The following is an 18,077-nucleotide window of genomic DNA, read 5'->3' as shown; positions in this document are numbered from 1 at the left end:
AAACCTTGTGTTTGATAGAATCAGCGGCAGTGTATCAGAAGGCATAATTTCACCACTCTTTTTACTGTTATTGCGCTATATTGATGAAGCGGTCGAATTTTTTATTCAATGAGAGCAACGGCTATGAAGAAAAGCGTGCTTATTTTCCTCGGTATTGCAGGGCTGCTTGCAGGCTGTCAAACCATGACACCTGAACAGCGCCGCGCGGCAGATGAACAGACCTGCCGCAGCTATGGTTTCAAACAGAAATCGGATGCTTTTGCGAATTGTCTGATGCGGCTTGATCTCGACCGCCGCGCGGATCGGCGCGAATGGCAAAACAGAGCCAACTTTTACGACAGGCCGATGGTAATTTATCAGCCCGTTCCGGTAGCCGTGCCTGTAAAATAAAAAAGCGCCCTTCGGGGCGCTTTTTCATTCTGCGATCAGCTCAATTTCAGAGCGGCGATTGCGGACGATCCTGAGCGAGAAGCATCGCACCAATTGCATCAACATGCTTCTTGTCAGCGGTATATGCCAAGGATGCATTCTGCTCCGCTGGTGCGGTTTCATCAAATGTTGGCTGATAGCTTGCAACTTGCGTCAGAACTGGCTTTTCAGCGGGCGTCACAGGCAAGGTCGCCAGACGATCACCGCGCGCCTGTGGACCAACGCCACCGTTCTGCTGCGTCTCTGCCGTTTTTGCTGCCTCAGCCAGAGCAACCTGAACCGTTGGCTGTGCTTCCGGAACAGTCCCATCCTGCTGTGTGGTTACGTTGTAAAACGGCCCTTCCGGCATGGATGGCGATTGTGGTGTTGATACATAAGCGAGATTGTAAGGCGTCTGCGGAACCGGGTTCTGCAATTCGCCATCACGTCCACGCTTTTCATAAAAAGAATTTCCACCTGCAACCAGCACATAGTGCATATTGTTGTAAGGGAATTTGAGCCCTGCCGTATGGAAGAACATCGAGTTCTTCAAAGATGGATGACGCTTGCCTTTAAGAACTGCATCGGCAGCTGCTTGTACATCTGGCAAAGCTTTGGAATTCATCTTGCGGGTGAGAACGCCCGGCGCAAACTGGTTTTTCTGACCAACAACGCCGCAAATCGTATCAGGATAGCTGCCCGATGCGAGACGGTTCATCACAACTGTGCCGACGGCCATCAAGCCATCTGGACTCGACCGATTGGATTCGAAAAACATAGCACGCTCAAGGCATTCTCTGTCTCTGGCCGTGTATGTGAACGTCTTAACGCCATTGACCGTTTTGACATGGCTCGTTGCAACCGTCTTTTCGGTCTTGGCCTTGTTTGTACCGCCAGTCGTCGTGCAGCCCGTCACCAGAAAAGGTGCTACGATCAGACCAAGAATAACCGGCAGTTTCCATTTACGAGCGCGCATCAACGGCTCAATCTCTTAATTAGGCGCATCATTACGACCCTTAACTGATCCAGTCTGTTTTCACTTTTAGAGCGCCTTCAAGGCGCTGCAAAATCAGGCTGGCGTTCAAGCCAAATCGAACGAAAATTAAAATTCAAACGTTCTGCTAATCTTCTTAGAGTGCAAGGATTAAGAATTTTTCGGCAAAAACAAGGCAAAAAATCATATTTCAAATTGAAGCTGATATTGAAACCGAAAGACTCAAGAGCTCAAAACTGAAAACAATAATCAGCGCTAAGCCATTCTAAATTATTAACAAATCATTAACGCAACCATTCAAATCTTATAAGCTATTGATTACACGCGATTCAATTGCGGTGCAGCTTGCACCATAGAGCTGCCTTAATTCGTGGATGCTGTAAAATCCTGCTAAGTCATAGAAATCGGCGCTGAAAAAACCTCAACGTGCGCCTCTCACGCGCTTAACGTCCTGTGTGAGTCAAATCTTTGAAATGAACTGTAACATCGTGTGATACGGTCCATTATGGAACGAATTATCATCGACAACACGAATCGGAACGGATCATTTCCTAACAAAAATGGCCCGTTTCCTTTCAGGTAACGAGCCATACAAAATCTATTCGATAAACCTGAAGATCAGCCGAACGAATAGCCAGCGCCGCGCACCGTGCGGATCGGATCAAGCGTGCGGCCAATATTGATCGCTTTACGCAGACGTCCGACATGCACATCGACCGTGCGATCATCGACATAAATATCCGGACCCCAGACACCATCCAACAGCTGACTGCGCGAGAAAACGCGGCCCGGGGACATCATGAAATATTCTAGCAAGCGAAACTCTGTCGGCCCTAAGCGGATTTCTTTTTCCTTGCGATAAACGCGGTGCTGCTGACGATCGAGAACTAGCTCTCCGACTTTGAGCACATGCGACAAAACACTTGGATTGGCGCGGCGCAGCATGGCTTTAACACGCGCGAGCAATTCCGGGGTCGAGAACGGTTTGACCACATAATCATCGGCACCAACGCTCAAGCCGCGAACACGTTCGCTTTCTTCGCCGCGTGCAGTCAGCATGATCACCGGAAGACGCTCGGTTTCTGGCCACTGACGCAGACGTCGGCACAATTCGATGCCTGATACACCCGGCAACATCCAGTCGAGGATAAGAAGATCCGGCACGTTTTCGCGCAGCGCAATTTCGGCTTCGTCGCCGCGCAAGATCGTATCGACGTGGTAGCCCTCGGCTTCGAGATTATAGCGCAACAAAACGCTCAGCGCTTCTTCGTCTTCAACCACAGCAATCTTGGGTGCCTGTGACATGCAATGTTTCCTATTGAGTTAAGCGTGGCGACACATACAACTCCCCCGTTCAGCCGCGTGCCGCCGCGTTTTCTTACATATGCAAATGGCTCGCTGCATGCTTACAGCAAGCCATGTTTTCAGGATTTACGCGCCTCGTCCACGACAATACCGTGGCTCAGGTCTTCTTTCGGGCGTTCCGCAGGCATCTGCAGGCCGGTCACGATGTAATAGACCGTTTCTGCGATGTTGGTTGCGTGATCGCCAATACGCTCAATGTTCTTCGCGCAGAACAGAAGATGCGTGCAGGCCGAAATATTGCGCGGATCTTCCATCATATAAGTGAGCAGCTCGCGGAACAGCGAGGTGTACATCGCGTCAATTTCATCATCCCGATCACGAACAACATTGATCTGCTGGACGGAGCGCGTTGCATAGGCATCGAGCACATCTTTCAACTGTGTCAGAGCCAGCTCAGCAAGTGTTTCAAGCCCTCGATAAAGCTTGCCCGGCTGGCGCGATTCCGAAACAGCCGCAACGCGCTTGGCAATGTTCTTACCAAGATCTCCCACGCGCTCCAAATCAGCAGAGATGCGGATCGAGCCGATGATTTCTCGCAGATCAACAGCCATTGGCTGGCGCTTGGCAATGATCATGACGGCCTTATCGTCAATCTCGCGCTCGCTTGCATCAAGAATGAGATCGTCGGAAATAACGCGCTGTGCCAGTGCGTTATCGGCATTGACAATGGCTGCAACCGACTGTTCGACCATGCGTTCCGCATGACCGCCCATTTCGGCGATCTTGTGGGTCAGGAACTGGAGTTCTTCGTCGTATGCGCTAACAGTATGCTGGGACGCCATAATAGACCTCTCGATTAAAAATGCAGGAAGCGGAACCGCAATGGGCTCCGGCTTTTGCTGAAATAGTGTTTAGCCAAAACGACCAGTGATATAGTCCTGCGTGCGCTTCTCGGTCGGTGCCGTGAACATCACATCCGTATCGCCAACTTCCACCAGATTACCCAGATGGAACATCGCCGTGCGCTGTGAAACGCGTGCAGCCTGCTGCATCGAGTGGGTCACGATGACGATGGTGTAGTTCTGGCGCAACTCGTCGATCAGCTCTTCAACCTTTGCGGTTGCAATCGGATCGAGTGCCGAGCAAGGCTCGTCCATGAGGATCACTTCCGGGCTGACAGCAATCGCGCGTGCAATGCACAGACGCTGCTGCTGACCACCGGAAAGACCGGTTCCTGCATCGTGCAGACGATCCTTCACCTCTTCAAAAAGGCTGGCCTTCTTCAAGCTTGTGACAACGATTTCTTCGAGATCGGTCTTGTTACGTGCGAGACCATGAATGCGCGGGCCATAAGCCACGTTTTCAAAGATCGACTTCGGAAACGGATTTGGCTTCTGGAACACCATGCCAACACGGGCACGCAGTTCAACAACATCGATCTTTGGATCGTAGATGTCTTCGTTGTCCAGTGTGATATTGCCGGTGATGCGGCACCCTTCAATCGTATCATTCATGCGGTTCAACGAACGCAGGAAGGTCGACTTGCCACAACCAGAAGGGCCGATCAGCGCTGTGACCATCTTTTCCGGCACGTCGAGATCGACTTCAAACAGAGCCTGTTTTTCGCCATAGAACACACAGACCTTGTCGCCACGCATTTTAATCGAAGGGGCGTTGGTGTTCATTTTTTCTCCTACGGCTTTTTCGAGAGATCGTTCAGTCATGAGATTCATCATTTCTCTCCCGTTTACCAGCGGCGCTCAAAGCGGCGGCGCAGAATAATTGCTAAGATGTTCATGACCGCAAGGAACAGGAGCAGGACGATAATAGCGCCTGATGTCCGTTCCACAAAGGCACGTTCGGCTTCATTGGCCCACATGAAAATCTGCACTGGCAGAGCCGTAGCAGGGTCCATCGGGGTTGCAGGCATATTGGCAACGAAGGCCACCATACCAATCAGAAGCAGCGGTGCAGTTTCACCCAATGCCTGCGCAAGACCGATAATCGTTCCGGTCAGAATACCGGGAGCTGCGAGCGGCAACACATGATGAAACACCATCTGTGTTTTCGATGCACCAAGCCCCAGTGCTGCTGCCCGGATCGACGGTGGAACCGCGCGAAGAGCGGAACGTGTCGCGATGATGATGGTTGGAAGCGTCATCAGCGTCAGCACCAGGCCACCGACAAGCGAAGCTGAACGCGGCAGGTTGAAGAAGTTGATGAAGACAGCAAGGCCAAGCAAACCGAACACAATCGACGGAACAGCAGCAAGATTGTTGATGTTGACTTCGATAATATCCGTAAGGCGGTTCTTCTTGGCATATTCTTCAAGATAAATCGAAGCGGCTACACCGATAGGCAGGGCCAGAACCAGCACGATCATCATCATGTAGAAAGAACCGACCAGCGCAACACCAAGACCCGAGGTTTCAGGACGGCTGGAAGCACCATTGGTGAACAAGCCCCAGTTGAAAGCCTCACGCATAATACCTTCATCGGTCAATGTCTTGATCCAGGCAAACTGGCGATCGGAAACCTTGCGGTTTGCTTCCGGCACCGAAATATCGATCTGGCCCTTATAGGCAGAATCAATATCAGCAGCGGCAAGAACAGGAACCGTCTGCGTCGTTCCGATCAGCGATGGGTTATCCATCACCATCTGGCGCAACTGAACGCGCACACCGTCCGAGAAGAAACGCCCGACTTCACGCATTTCTGCGCGGTTACTTGTTGAAACGCCTAATTTTTCAGCCAGCGCATTACGCACCAGAAGCGGATAGTTGGCGGTGATCAGCACATTCGGATCCGTTGCAAGCTTGTTGCCCGGATCGATGACGCTCGCTTCAAGTTTAACGGGCAGATAGATCGTCGTCTGTCCGAAAGCCGTGTAGCCCTTGGAAATAACAGAGAACAAAAGCGCGCAAAGGAAGAACACACCAATCGCAATGGCAATAATGCCATAGAGACGGAAGCGACGTTCAGCAGCGTAGCGACGCTTGATACCGATATCACGGCGCTCAGGCTTTGCCACAGCAGTGCCGGCATTCAATGTTGAATCGGTCATTATTCGTACTGCTCCCGGTACTTGCGAACGATATAGAGCGCAAAGATGTTCATGATCAGCGTCAGGACAAAAAGCGTAAGACCCAGCGCAAAGGCAACAAGCGTTTGCGGAGAATCAAACTCAAGATCGCCTGTGAGCTGACTGACGATTTTAACAGTGATCGTCGTCATCGCTTCAAACGGATTGGCCGAAAGACGGGCTGCAACACCAGCTGCAAGCACCACGATCATGGTTTCACCAATCGCACGCGAGGCCGTCATCAGCAGTGCACCGACAATGCCCGGAAGTGCTGCAGGCAGGACGACACGCTTGATTGTTTCAGAGCGTGTTGCACCAAGACCGAGCGAGCCGTCGCGAAGTGATCCCGGCACCGCCGTAATAATGTCATCGGACAGCGACGACACGAACGGGATCAGCATCACCCCCATGACAAGACCAGCCGTCAGCACGCTCTGCGCCATGATGAAACCCTGACCGCCAGCGATGGCCATAGAAAGGTCACGCAGGAACGGACCAACCGTAATCAATGCAAAGAAGCCGTAAACAATGGTCGGGATACCGGCCAGAAGTTCGAGCACCGGCTTGATCACGGTGCGGACTTTTGGCGTCGCATATTCAGCCATGTAAATTGCCGAGAACAGGCCAACCGGCACTGCAAACAACATGGCGACGAAAGCAATATAGAGAGTACCGGCCAAAAGCGGGATCAGACCAAACTGACCAACTTCACCGCCCGAACCTGCCGCTGCAAAGCGTGGATCCCATACTGTACCAAAGAAGAAGTCCATCGGCGAAATCGACTGGAAGAAGCTCACGGTCTGGAACAGAACAGAAAACACGATGCCGATGGTTGTGAGAATTGCGATGCCAGAAGCGGCAATCAGTCCCCACAAAACGATGCGCTCAACATTGTTGCGGGCGCGTGTGCGGCGGCGAATGCCGGAAAGGCCAAAAATCAGGCCAGCAACCGCGATAACCAGAGCAATTGCGCTGCCCAGAGTGTGGGAAATCTTGCTGGCTTTATCGAGGAATATTGCAACCGGGACCATATAGTCCTGACCTTCGGTCGCAAGCGCTACACCCTTCGAACCAAGCACGTCGCGTGCTTGCGCGTAGGTCTGCGGAAGGCTGTCGATTTCAGCGGGCGTCAGCTTCTGCAAACCATCAGAGAGACTGCGGATCATACCAAGCTGCAAGCTGCGCTCGGAATAAGTCCCATCTTCAACGGCCGCAGGCATACGCGCTGTGGCCGTGTGGTCGAGATAAACTGATGTTCCGACCGCCCAGACCGCGAGAAACAGAATTGCGGGCAATGCGGAAACGAGGAAAACCCACCAGCCATGATAAAGCGGGCGGGAATGCATTTTCTCTGCGCTTACGCCTGTGGTGACGACAGGCTGCGCTTTGTCAATTGCTACGGCGCGCTGTCGGCCTATGAAGAATCCGATCAGCCCGATTGCGACGACGCTGACGAGAACCAGAAAGAAGGACATTCAATTTCCCCGGCTGCCCCAAAAAATGCGGAAGCAGTTTATTGACGCAAATATGCCGTCAAACCACTTCCACGCGAATGCGCCTGTCTTATATGACCCGCGCTAAAGAGAAAGAACGTGGGGCGCATGATCCCCACGTTCCACAGTTCAAAGCTTACTTAGCAGCAAGAACCTTGCCTTCGGTGAAGGAAGTGCGCTGTGCTTCCCGTTCTGCATCTGGTGCAGGAACCAGACCGTATTCAGCAAGAGGGCCGTCAGGGCCGATCATCTGTTCCGACAGGAAGAAGTCAACATACTCCTTGAGGCCCGGAATGACGCCAAGGTGAGCCTTCTTCACGTAGAAGAACAGTGGGCGCGAAACGGGATATTCACCCGAAGCAACGGTTTCTACCGATGGTGTTACGCCATTAACAGTTGCAACCTTGAGCTTGTCAGCATTGTTTTCGAAGAAGTAGAGGCCGAAAACGCCAACGCCCTGCTTGTTCGAGTCGATGCGAGCCAGCGTTTCGCTGTAATCGCCGTCGATATCGACAGCCTTGCCGTCTTTACGAACAGCGATACAGGCAGCAGCCGCAGCCTTGTCGTCGAGACCGGTTTTCTTGATTTCTTCGAGGGCACCTGATTCCTTGCAACCGTCAGCCAGAAGCTTTTCTTCGAAAACTTCACGGGTGCCGTGTTTTTCACCCGGGATGTAAGCAGCAATGTCCCAATCTGGCAGGTCTGCATTGACCTGATTCCACTTGGTGTTTGGATTGTCTACGAGCTTGCCATCAACAATAACCTTGGCAGCAAGCGCCTTGTAAAGGTCAACAGGCTTGAGCTTCCAGTCCGGGCCATTTACATCGGTCGCAAACACGATGCCGTCATACCCGAAGCGAACTTCCTGAACATCCTTAACGCCAGCGTCGATGCAGGACTTCAGCTCTGTGCCCTTCATAGCGCGCGATGCATTGGCGATGTCGATGGTGTTTTCACCAACGCCCTTACAGAATTCCTTAATGCCTGCGCCCGAACCGCCCGATTCAATAACCGGCGTCTTGAAGTTCGGGTAGGTTTCGCCAAAAGTTTCGGCAACGATCTTCGCGTAAGGCAGAACGGTCGAGGAACCGGAAACCTGAATCTGTTCGCGTGCGTTTGCAGCTGAAACCGACAAAACTGCTGCAATTGCCAGCGCTGCGGTCGAGGAAATCATCTTGTTCATGAGTACCAGTCCCTGTTGTAAAAGACACATGACGTGAAAGCGTCAGCAGCCATCTACGCGCTCTATATAACAGTCATATGACAGTAGTGTTACAGCTCTGTGTCATTCAATGATGATGGCAGTTTTGTGCGCTCACATGCAAATTGCCTAATATTATGAATCACTCAGCAGGCATCACTCACTGGGACGCGTGAGAACATATATTGCGGAGCCAAGCATGAAGATCGTGACACTGATCGCCAGCAACGGTCCGGGCTGCGCGCCCCACCAGAACATGGCATAACCGAATGTCATGCCGAGACAAGCATAGAGTTTAGCTTTTGGCGGGATGGCTCCGCGCGCGCGCCATTTGATGATCATGGGACCAAAGCGTGGATCGGCAAGAAGCCGCGCTTCAAACTTTGGCGAGGAGCGCGCGAAAAACCATGCGGCGAGAATAATGAAGATCGTTGTTGGCATGACCGGCAGGATGGCACCGATAATACCCAGTGCCACCATAAGAAAGCCAAGGCAAAGATAAAGAATGCGCTTTCCCGCCGAAATTGGCGTTAGCGTCTTTTCCGTATCTTGCTTTTGCGTATTGTCCTGCATGTTTATCCATTCTTAAGATGCGCGCTTATAGCAGGGTTTTGGCTTTTGCGCGCATAGACAGCATGGACAAAACTGCGTCATCACGCGGGATTTCAACAAAAGTTACACACAAGACTCCAAACTTTATCGACCCAAAAAACACGAATAAGTTGCATTTTGACCAAAAAAGGCCGGATTTCGTCATCTTGTGAATCCGGAGCGAACACTAGCGATACAAATAAAGATTGTATTGTCCTGGCTAAGCAATCGCCCACTCTTAAGCAGTTTTTCTTAGGAAACGCGCTTAAAAACATGGATCAGCGCGGTCTGTCATCGAATCCCAGAGATTCTCAAATAGATTTACAGAAACAACGCGATTCAATTCAAAATATTCCTGATTTTTTCTTGGAAGTTTAAATAAACAACGCTCAGTATAGGATGATATTCCGCCCAAATATGTGATTCAATCACCTCATTATACTCCCAATAACATCACGTCGTCGCCACATTTAGATTCCAATTGGCTCCGGCCTTTACCAGTCATGACTGTGAAGGCTCTTCGAAACGACTATTGGAATCACGATGAACTTCAAAATCCGTATGGCTATGCTCGCCGTTGCGACAACAGGTCTGTTCTCGATCACCGCAATGGAAGCTCAGGCCGCGCGCTGTGGTGGTGCTTCTTGGTATGCACTCACGTCCCGCACGGCATCGGGCGAACGCATGAACCCTGCGGGCTTAACAGCCGCCCATAAGACGCTGCCTCTTGGCAGCAAGGTTAAAGTCACCAACCAGCGCAATGGCAAGTCGCTCGTCGTCCGCATCAATGATCGCGGTCCGTTCATCAAGGGACGTGTGCTTGATCTTTCCAAGGGCGCTGCGCAGCGTCTCGGCTTTATCAATGCCGGCCACACAAAAGTGTGCTTTACGCCGCTCTGACCCGATAAAGAATAACATGTTCTGAAACCGCTATGGGCTTCCATGGCGGTTTTTTGTACGCCTAATTGCACGCCTAAGATGCATTAATAATCGAATGCCCGTGTTAACCATTAATTAAGAAGTTGGGCGAATACGCGGCACTCCGAATTGACTCAGACCATGTTTCATACTTTAACTTTTCGTTAATAAATGCCCTGTGCGGGCTGTGAAAAGGGCGTTGAGTATGTTGTGTGTAGTTCGCTCAGGTATGAAGATTATCGCTGCTGCCAGCATTGGCATCGCTGCTCTCATTGTAAGCTTCAGTGCACAGGCTGGAACCGGCGCCTATATGCAGACCGGCAAACTCACCTCACAGCCAATCGGCCACTACGAATTCTGCAAGCGTGAGGCTGCTGAATGCAACATCGTAAGCCGCGATACGCGCGCCCTTTCGCTCAATAACAAGAACTGGCAGCTTATCCAGACCGTTAATCTTTCGGCCAATGAACGCATCAAGCCGATGACCGACATGGAAATCTACGGCGTTGAGGAATATTGGGCTTACCCGACCACTGTTGGCGACTGTGAAGATTATGTTCTTCTTAAGCAGCGCGAACTGGCCAAGGCTGGCATTCCAATGACCGACCTGCTGATCACCGTTGTTCGCAAGCCAGACGGTGAAGGCCATGCAGTTCTCACCGTTCGCACAGATCGCGGCGATTTCGTTCTCGACAATCTGACCGATGAAGTTCTGCGCTGGGACGAAACCGAATACACCTATCTTAAGCGTCAGGCTGCCAACAATACTGGCCGCTGGGTCACCATCGAGAGCCCGGACAACCTGCTGGTTGGCTCTGTTAAGTAAGTTCAGGCAGAGGCGATCAGCCTCTCCGCGCCTGTCCTATAAGAAATTGCGCCAGCCAAATGAATCCGGCTGACCTGATCAACACCATCGAGATCAGCGAGCGTGCGTGCCACTTTCAGAATACGATGATAGGCACGCGCGGAAAAGCGCATCTGCTCACTGGCATCGCGCAGTAATTTGACGCCTGCCGCATCCGGCTTTGCCACGTCTTCAATCAGATTTGCCGAACAATGTGCATTGGTCATCGATGCATCGAGTCCAAGAGCCGTATAACGTGCACTCTGTATTGCCCGCGCCCGCGCCACGCGCTTGGCGACAGTTTCACTGCGTTCAGACTGTGAAGGCTGAATGAGGTCCATTGCGGAAACCGCAGGCATGTCGACGCGCAAGTCGATACGATCCAGCAAGGGACCGGAAATCCGCGCCTGATAATCGCTCTGGCAGCGAGGACCGCGCGCGCATGTGCGCCCCGGTTCTCCTGCCATGCCGCAACGACATGGATTCATTGCCGCAATCAATTGGAAACGCGCGGGATAGCTTGTGCGATGATTGACACGCGCAATCATGCATTCGCCTGTCTCTAGTGGCTGTCGCAAGGAATCCAACACTTGCGGTGTAAACTCGGGAAATTCATCGAGAAACAACACGCCATTATGCGCGAGCGACACTTCTCCCGGTCTCGCCCGCAGCCCACCACCGACCATAGCCGCCATCGAGGCCGAATGATGCGGCGCGCGAAACGGCCTGCGATCAGACAATTTTCCGCCCGACAATTCGCCTGCGATGGAGGCGATCATCGAAACATCGAGAAGTTCGCGAGGGCTGAGCTTTGGCAAGATCGACGGCAGGCGCTGCGCCAGCATGGACTTGCCCGATCCCGGCGGACCGACAAGCAGCAGATTATGATACATTTCTTTAACGAATCAGACGATGGTGTAATTTATGGTAAAGGCTTATTCCTACATCCGTTTTTCGACGCCAGAGCAAGCTAAAGGCGACAGCCTGCGCCGTCAGACGGCAGCAGCTGAAGCTTGGTGCTCTGCCCATGGAATCCAACTTGATGATACGATGCGCGATCTTGGTGTCTCAGCATTTCGCGGTACAAATAGGACAGAAGGAGCGTTAAAACACTTTCTTGCGCTCGTGGAGGAAGGGCGTATTTCACGCGGTTCTTACCTCATCGTTGAATCCCTTGACCGTATTTCTCGTGAGGTGGCAACCGATGCCGCAATGCGTTTATTTGATCTAATTCGAGCTGGAATCACAGTTGTTACGCTTAGTGATGGACAAGTTTATTCGCATGACGGATTGCGCGATAATTGGATGCCTCTTGCATTCTCAATTATGATCATGGCCCGCGCACATGAAGAAAGCTTGATGAAATCCAAGCGTGTCACCGCCGCGTGGGAGCGCAAAAAGGAGCTGGCAAGAGCTGAAAAAAAACCATTAACGCCACGATGCCCCGAATGGCTCGAACTACGCGACGGAAAATTTCATGTTCGCCCCGAACGGGTCGCCATCGTTCATCGCATCTTCCAAGATACGATTGACGGCTACGGGCGTCGCGAAATTGTGCGTCGGCTCAATGCTGAAAAAGTACCAACGTGGCGCGGCGGTGATGGTTGGCAGACGTCCAGCGTTGCGAAAGTCGTGCAGAGCAAGGCCGTAATTGGTGAATATCAACCTCATACAGGCACGCACAAACTTCGCAATCGAAAGCCTGTAGGCGATCCGATTAAGGATTATTACCCCCCAATCGTTGATGACGTGACATTCTGGAGAGCTCAGGCCGCGACCGAAGGGCGACAACAGCGTTCTGCAGGGCGCAAAGGCAAACATGCACATATTTTACAAGGCCTTGCTGTTTGCGGTGCCTGCGGAAGTCCTATGCACCTTCTCAATAAAGGAAAACCGCCAAAGGGCGGGAAATATATTTGTTGCTCCAACAATCTGCGTGGTTTGGATTGTTCTATGTCGCGGCGTTGGCGAGCCGAAATGTTGGAAGACCAGTTGTTGCGCACCTTCGCCACCATTGAAGCAGGCTCTATTCAATTGCTGGATAACAGCGCGCCGCGCCTTGAGCATGATATTTCGTCGCTCAAAGCACGGCTGGACGATGAAAAGCGGAAGCGAAAGCGTCTTGTCGCTTTGGTTGAGGAAGGCGACGACGACGACGATCTTGCCGAACGCTACCGCGCAATCTCTAAATTGATCAAAGAATTGACTGCTGAGCTCAAGGCCGCAGAAGTAGCTCAATCAAAGGCGACGGCAGACCCCGATTTTGTGCAAAAGATCATCGAAGCTGCTAGCCTGTCCGCGCAACTGGACGAGTCGGACCAAGACAAGGCCCGCGATTTGCGCATCAGGTTGCGAGAAATCATCAAATCGACCATCGAACGGATTGTCTGCGAACCTCAAATCGGAGCAATATTACATTTCCCTCCACGTCATTCGTTCGAATTGCATGCGAGAAATTTTGGGATTCACATGAAAGCGGTTCGCGGTTCTGGTCCTGTCTTTCTTCTCGACAAAGACCCTTCCGACGAAGCTATTGACCGCTTTTTCGGAGGTCCATTCCCAGACTTTGCCGAAGATCATCCCCAAGATTATGAGATTCAGGATTTTGACATCGAGAATCCCGCCGACGAGCAGGAAGCCTTTGCGGCTGCATTCTTAAAATTCAAGCGCACTGGCATTAAAACGCCTGCCGAGCTTGCGGAATGGGTTGAGGCTTACCATAAAGAGAATTGCTCCAGTTAATCCCCCTGTTTCCCACAATCTCCGACATCGCTACAGCACTGTTTGATTTGCGCGCTCAGTCTCCGTTGCCACCCCGCCGGGGCTTGGAAAACACGAAGTCGAGTTGCCCGCAACTCAACTCAATTCGTCTCAATTTGAAATAAATCATCTTTGACACCTATAGGTGACATCGCCTTTTGTTCTTGATATGTTCAAAATCCATGGCTGGCAGTATCTACGACACCAAACAGGACTTAAAATCAAATTCTTATGCACAAGCAAAAGGTCAGTAACGCGTCTTTTCTTCGTGACCTCACACCCGCCAGCATTCAAAAAGGCTCTTTAAATGGCCCATTACGGGCCTTCAATTTTCGCAGAATTGCCGAATTCAGCTTGTTTACCAACGCGAATTTGAATGAAACGGATTTTGTGTGATATAAAAATTCGTAGTTTTAGCGATCAGTTTGTTGTGGTGGTAATAGTCTACAACACTGCTCTTTTTTCTCTTTTATAAAACTTTTTGGGTCTAAGCCGACTTTATTCGCTAGCAGTATAACGTCATCACTTTTCATTTTTACGTTATTAAGAATCCATTCTACCTTTTTCGCATAATCTGTTGGACTTTCTGCTTTAATTATTGAATTCCATAACATTTGTAACGCTGTATTTTTCATATGGCCAATAGGGCTGCTGATAGATTTCGGGGCCGGAGGAAATTGTGTTTTTTCTGGTTGAAGGGTAAAATTCCAAGAGTAATAGCTATCTCTTATATCAAGTGCAGTACCATTATTTCCCTTTTTTAACGGCTCAAACTCCGTGCCTATATATTCTTTTTTGCTTTGGATTAGATGTGAATATTTCATACCCTCATAGTCTCTGATATCGAGATCAACGTCCCAATCTTTGCCTACGAGCCAGTTCAGCCCGACTACCCGTCTTTTTAGCTCGAAAATTAAAGCATCAAGCTTGAATAGGTCGGTCGGAAAAGTGTCGTATGAAACAAGCCCATAGCGACAATCGATATCTCCATACTTATTAATTCTATTGATAAAGTCATCCAATGAACCGCTATCCCAGAGATCACTATTCAGCTGTACAGGTTTTTCAAACTCGGGGACGGGACATCTTTTGTAAGTGCGTTTGTAGGAACCCCATATATTGGTCAAGTCATGTTGAAGTTTTTTAGAAGAATGACCATTGAGTATAAGGCCAGCCTTAAGGTACTTTTCAATCGCTTGCGCTGATTGCCAGTAAAACTCTGAAAAAATGAAATTTATTTTTGTGTATCTAGCTAGTAGGTAATTTGTATCAGCAGGCTGTGCGAAAAACGAATGCGCAAATATATATTTGAAGCGATTATCGTTATAATTCAGCATAACCTTACCTTCGTTGTTTTTAATTATTTCGCAAAAAACTGGATTTCACGCCGCCAAATCCAATTTCGCTGCATGCGTGCGCTGCGCACCTGAATCCAAAAATTCAGCATACAACCGCAAAGCAGCGCGAAGATCAGATTTAATTTTTGGCGCGATTGCCCGAAATTCCGCGACTGCGTCCAATCTCCCAAGTTCGATTCCCGTATCCTTAAAAGTTCGACCGCGTAGCAAACGCCGTGCCTTTAACAATTGCGATTTCACATTCCTTGCAGACTGATACGACCGTTCACGCTGCATAAGCCAGCGGGTGAAATTTCCTTGAGTTGCAGGAAGACTTTCACCAGCCTCGCGCTGCAAAATCACATTGCCGATTGCTTTTGCCAATGGCGGAGGTACCGCGTTCGCAATAAGCTGCATTCGATCATGCTTGGTTTTTCCAAGCCATTTCCAACTCGCTGGAAATCCCTGGATTTGAGCCATCTGCTCTTCTGTTAACACTGCCGTGCCGTCAGGTACATCTCTGCTTTTGGGGATGGGGCGCAAAGACGATGCTCGGAGCGTTGGCGCGGGTTCACTCGATGTCCACACTGCACGCTTACCCTTAAGCCTTGGATGAAAATAAATCGACTTCGGACAATCGGCACCGAACAAATCTCGGAGAGTTTTCTGTTTTTCGGACTTAGCAGCAACCAATGCCGATGCCAGAAAACCGTCACGCTCTCCTAGACGTCCAATCACAAACAATCGCTTCCGTGATTGCGCAACACCGAAATATGAAGCATCTAGCTTGGCCTCTGTTAGCCCGTATCCAGCCCGCTTCACTATCTCCCGTGCCTCAGTCCAAGCCTTGGAATTCGCAGCCTGTTGAACATTTTCCATCAAGAACCATTGAGGCCGTGCAATTACAACCAGCATTGCGAAGGCCTTCGTCATCGAAGCATTTTCGCCTTCCTGGCGTCTGCCTGCGGCGGAATAATCTTGGCACGGCGGTCCACCGCAGATCATATCAGGCTGCAAACTGGCGATCATTGACCCAACACCGAGAATATCGTTGAGATCGTGCTGCAAAACGTGCGTGCCAACATTTTCGCGATACGTAGCAACCGCAGAATCCCATGCATCATATGCTTGGATTACATCGAAACCAGCATTGCGAAGGCCTGATGACATCCCTCCAGCACCACAAAACAATTCAACTACCCGCATGTCACTCCCGCTTTTTGTGTAACGGAATATTCCGTTACAAGAATTGTCGGGTCAGGCAACGCCTAAATCAAATTTCTGGAGCGCGCCGACAGAGAATCGCTTTGTTAAAATTACGGATTATGATTATCGAAATGAACTATTGCATCTTGAATATTGTTTAAAAGTGGTAGAAAACCACTCCAATCAATGCTTGTGCGCTTGGGTCTGACAATTTTACCAGCTAAATCGACTTTTCCGAAGTGTGTAGCTGTATTGTAATTATTGTCTTTAGAGAAGTGTTTCCCATTTATATTCTCTTGATACAACCATTGCTGATCAAATAAATCCTCAATGGAAGCATCTGTTTTCGCAGCAGGTAAAGGGACCATTGTTATATATAAATTCCCAATCAAATGAATAAATGGATCATTTTTATTAGCTGTTTTGTTCCAACGGTTACATGCAGCGTTTATTACTTCTCGTCCGTCTTTGTCATTATCAACTAAGATAACAACTGGATGGCTAGGCTTTTGCGCAAATGGGGCAACCAAATCTTTGTAGGATCTGATAAAATCCTTCAAAGGTGGTGCTCCTTCGCCAATTTGATAGAATTTGCGCTTTTCGGTATGTTTATAAAAATCGACAAGCAATTCGTCTTCTAGAGTATTATATAGTTTTGAATATGCGGCTCCTATCGTTTTAATGGCTGCGTTAATATAAATAGCATCAGTTGTACCTTCACCAATAATAATTGGCTTCTCCATTCCATGGAAACTCCGGTAATTAAGTAATTGTTTGTAAATCCTTCCAAAGGCAACTTGATTGTCTATGAATTTCTGTTCTCGCGCCCTATAAGCAATTGGCAGGTCTTTTTTTGCAACATGATCTAGACTAACTCCAAATCTGCTCCTACGGACGTAGTGTATAAAATCCATGCGTCCTTGAAGTTTGCGTGACGAGACTTCAGTCCATTTTCCTTTTACAATCTCGAAGCAATACCCTTCTTTAAATAAATTATGGCATTGGCTACGAATATTTTTATAGTATTCGTTTGGAACGTTAATATTCTGGTTGATAGTTAAACCAGTTGCCTCTTGCCGTGAGTGCGGTAATTGCATCCGACTTTTATCATGGTTGATGCGAAAACCACTAGCATACACGCGACTGAGGAGGCCACTTCCAGCTACCCATCGATCATTAGTTCCGGCTACCAAGCGCGCTATAGCGGCAGGAAAATTTTGTTCATTTGTTGAGAATGTCAAATCGTCAGCATATCGCGTATAACTACAGTTCCCAGCTTTGGCCATTTTATTTAGTTTAATATCAAGCATATGAGCAATGAAGTTAGATATTACTGGTGAACAAGGAGCCCCTTGCGGTAGTGTATTATTGTAGCAGGAAACCTGAGCAATTATCGTTGCAATTGATGGATCCAAGCGAAAGTTGTTGTCTGAAATAAAGAACCCTCTTACGCGACCAAAAGTAATAGACGGAAAGAAATTCTCTAAATCTGTATTAAATACAAATTTTTTTCCGATATGCAAACGAGAATTGGTGACTATGCTATACTTATCTTTAAATCCATGCGCTAAAACGCATTTAGATATATTAACGCCATCAAAACTTTCGTCGATACGTTTCTGTTCTAAGTCGTTATATATTTCAGATAGTAGGCGCGCTAGTTTTACCTGGATTCGTTTCAGGCCATCTTGTGGTGCTGTTATGGTTCTGTATCCACCATTCTTCTTTGGAATAGTGTATGTGACGTACTTACTTTTCAGCGGGGCTTTATAAAGCCAATAGCTCAGGACTTTCGGCTGCTCTTTTAAAAGAGCTGCTAATTGACCAAGCGTTTTAACATTTCGTAATATTGATGGAGATTGTGTGATGATAGGAAGCACGGCTCGCGGATACTCGTTGGCGGTAGTCGGTGGTCAACATAGTGATGGTCCGCTGTCC

At 49.4% G+C, this 18,077-nt stretch carries 15 protein-coding genes and 1 pseudogene; 4 read left to right on the top strand and 12 right to left on the bottom strand.

Annotated features, from left to right (window positions below):
• The first annotated feature begins 123 nt into the window (after positions 1-123).
• Positions 124-390 (top strand): hypothetical protein, encoded by a 267-nt coding sequence (locus RI570_RS06720; RefSeq protein ID WP_313827643.1) that lies wholly within the window; start codon positions 124-126, stop codon positions 388-390.
• A gap of 46 nt (positions 391-436) precedes the next feature.
• On the opposite strand, the gene RI570_RS06715 is transcribed toward RI570_RS06720, so the two are convergent.
• From RI570_RS06715 to RI570_RS06680, 8 genes are all read right to left on the bottom strand, one after another.
• Positions 437-1,387 carry a cell wall hydrolase gene (locus RI570_RS06715; RefSeq protein WP_313827642.1) on the bottom strand — a complete coding sequence of 317 codons (951 nt, stop codon included), beginning with the start codon at positions 1,385-1,387 and terminating at the stop codon, positions 437-439.
• A gap of 633 nt (positions 1,388-2,020) precedes the next feature.
• On the bottom strand, positions 2,021-2,707 hold the full coding sequence (phoB, locus tag RI570_RS06710) for a phosphate regulon transcriptional regulator PhoB (RefSeq protein WP_187543657.1): 687 nt from the start codon (positions 2,705-2,707) through the stop codon (positions 2,021-2,023).
• 119 nt (positions 2,708-2,826) lie between these two features.
• Positions 2,827-3,549 (bottom strand): phosphate signaling complex protein PhoU, encoded by a 723-nt coding sequence (gene phoU, locus RI570_RS06705; protein ID WP_313827641.1) that lies wholly within the window; start codon positions 3,547-3,549, stop codon positions 2,827-2,829.
• A gap of 69 nt (positions 3,550-3,618) precedes the next feature.
• Positions 3,619-4,392: a phosphate ABC transporter ATP-binding protein PstB gene (pstB, locus tag RI570_RS06700; protein ID WP_313827640.1), complete on the bottom strand. Its 774-nt coding sequence runs from the start codon at positions 4,390-4,392 to the stop codon at positions 3,619-3,621.
• Between the two features lie 62 nt (positions 4,393-4,454).
• Positions 4,455-5,771 carry a phosphate ABC transporter permease PstA gene (pstA, locus tag RI570_RS06695; protein ID WP_313827639.1) on the bottom strand — a complete coding sequence of 439 codons (1,317 nt, stop codon included), beginning with the start codon at positions 5,769-5,771 and terminating at the stop codon, positions 4,455-4,457.
• Complete coding sequence (gene pstC / locus RI570_RS06690; protein ID WP_313827638.1) at positions 5,771-7,264, bottom strand: phosphate ABC transporter permease subunit PstC; 1,494 nt, start codon at positions 7,262-7,264, stop codon at positions 5,771-5,773. Before pstC ends, pstA begins: the two co-directional genes overlap by 1 nt.
• A 154-nt stretch (positions 7,265-7,418) precedes the next feature.
• Positions 7,419-8,465, bottom strand: a complete 1,047-nt coding sequence (locus RI570_RS06685; RefSeq protein WP_313827636.1) for a PstS family phosphate ABC transporter substrate-binding protein — start codon at positions 8,463-8,465, stop codon at positions 7,419-7,421.
• 174 nt (positions 8,466-8,639) lie between these two features.
• The gene (locus RI570_RS06680) at positions 8,640-9,056 is read right to left on the bottom strand and encodes a YbaN family protein (protein WP_313827635.1); all 417 of its coding nucleotides are present in this window, start codon (positions 9,054-9,056) and stop codon (positions 8,640-8,642) included.
• A gap of 561 nt (positions 9,057-9,617) precedes the next feature.
• Between RI570_RS06680 and RI570_RS06675 the strand changes: the two genes are divergently transcribed.
• Entirely contained in the window at positions 9,618-9,974 is a 357-nt protein-coding gene (locus tag RI570_RS06675; protein ID WP_313827634.1) for a septal ring lytic transglycosylase RlpA family protein, read from the top strand.
• A gap of 223 nt (positions 9,975-10,197) precedes the next feature.
• Positions 10,198-10,818, top strand: coding sequence for a transglutaminase-like cysteine peptidase (locus RI570_RS06670; protein WP_313827633.1), 621 nt, complete (start codon positions 10,198-10,200; stop codon positions 10,816-10,818).
• Positions 10,819-10,820: 2 nt separating this feature from the next.
• Here RI570_RS06670 and RI570_RS06665 read toward each other — a convergent pair.
• A pseudogene (locus tag RI570_RS06665) lies at positions 10,821-11,723 on the bottom strand (YifB family Mg chelatase-like AAA ATPase); the annotation flags it as partial.
• 37 nt (positions 11,724-11,760) lie between these two features.
• Here RI570_RS06665 and RI570_RS06660 point away from each other — a divergent pair.
• The gene (locus RI570_RS06660) at positions 11,761-13,578 is read left to right on the top strand and encodes a recombinase family protein (RefSeq protein WP_313827632.1); all 1,818 of its coding nucleotides are present in this window, start codon (positions 11,761-11,763) and stop codon (positions 13,576-13,578) included.
• 431 nt (positions 13,579-14,009) lie between these two features.
• Here the strand turns inward: RI570_RS06660 and RI570_RS06655 are convergent, their stop codons facing one another.
• From RI570_RS06655 to RI570_RS06645, 3 genes are all read right to left on the bottom strand, one after another.
• The gene (locus RI570_RS06655; RefSeq protein WP_313827630.1) at positions 14,010-14,933 is read right to left on the bottom strand and encodes a hypothetical protein; all 924 of its coding nucleotides are present in this window, start codon (positions 14,931-14,933) and stop codon (positions 14,010-14,012) included.
• Positions 14,934-14,978: 45 nt separating this feature from the next.
• Positions 14,979-16,139 (bottom strand): DNA (cytosine-5-)-methyltransferase, encoded by a 1,161-nt coding sequence (locus RI570_RS06650; RefSeq protein ID WP_313827628.1) that lies wholly within the window; start codon positions 16,137-16,139, stop codon positions 14,979-14,981.
• Between the two features lie 110 nt (positions 16,140-16,249).
• Positions 16,250-18,019, bottom strand: a complete 1,770-nt coding sequence (locus tag RI570_RS06645) for a retron Ec67 family RNA-directed DNA polymerase/endonuclease (RefSeq protein ID WP_313827627.1) — start codon at positions 18,017-18,019, stop codon at positions 16,250-16,252.
• Positions 18,020-18,077: the final 58 nt, after the last annotated feature.

Source organism: Brucella pseudogrignonensis (assembly GCF_032190615.1).
GTDB classification, from domain to species: domain Bacteria; phylum Pseudomonadota; class Alphaproteobacteria; order Rhizobiales; family Rhizobiaceae; genus Brucella; species Brucella pseudogrignonensis_B.
Note: the sequence above shows the minus strand (reverse complement) of the source record. Positions and strands in the feature narration are given on the sequence as shown.

Coding starts and splice junctions, on each gene's coding strand:
- RI570_RS06685 (WP_313827636.1), bottom strand. CDS start 8,465: ATGAACAAGATGATTTCCTCGACCGCAGCGCTGGCAATTGCAGCAGTT.
- RI570_RS06680 (WP_313827635.1), bottom strand. CDS start 9,056: ATGCAGGACAATACGCAAAAGCAAGATACGGAAAAGACGCTAACGCCA.
- RI570_RS06675 (WP_313827634.1), top strand. CDS start 9,618: ATGAACTTCAAAATCCGTATGGCTATGCTCGCCGTTGCGACAACAGGT.
- RI570_RS06670 (WP_313827633.1), top strand. CDS start 10,198: ATGTTGTGTGTAGTTCGCTCAGGTATGAAGATTATCGCTGCTGCCAGC.
- pstA (WP_313827639.1), bottom strand. CDS start 5,771: ATGACCGATTCAACATTGAATGCCGGCACTGCTGTGGCAAAGCCTGAG.
- RI570_RS06720 (WP_313827643.1), top strand. CDS start 124: ATGAAGAAAAGCGTGCTTATTTTCCTCGGTATTGCAGGGCTGCTTGCA.
- pstB (WP_313827640.1), bottom strand. CDS start 4,392: ATGAACACCAACGCCCCTTCGATTAAAATGCGTGGCGACAAGGTCTGT.
- phoB (WP_187543657.1), bottom strand. CDS start 2,707: ATGTCACAGGCACCCAAGATTGCTGTGGTTGAAGACGAAGAAGCGCTG.
- RI570_RS06660 (WP_313827632.1), top strand. CDS start 11,761: ATGGTAAAGGCTTATTCCTACATCCGTTTTTCGACGCCAGAGCAAGCT.
- phoU (WP_313827641.1), bottom strand. CDS start 3,549: ATGGCGTCCCAGCATACTGTTAGCGCATACGACGAAGAACTCCAGTTC.
- RI570_RS06650 (WP_313827628.1), bottom strand. CDS start 16,139: ATGCGGGTAGTTGAATTGTTTTGTGGTGCTGGAGGGATGTCATCAGGC.
- pstC (WP_313827638.1), bottom strand. CDS start 7,264: ATGTCCTTCTTTCTGGTTCTCGTCAGCGTCGTCGCAATCGGGCTGATC.
- RI570_RS06655 (WP_313827630.1), bottom strand. CDS start 14,933: ATGCTGAATTATAACGATAATCGCTTCAAATATATATTTGCGCATTCG.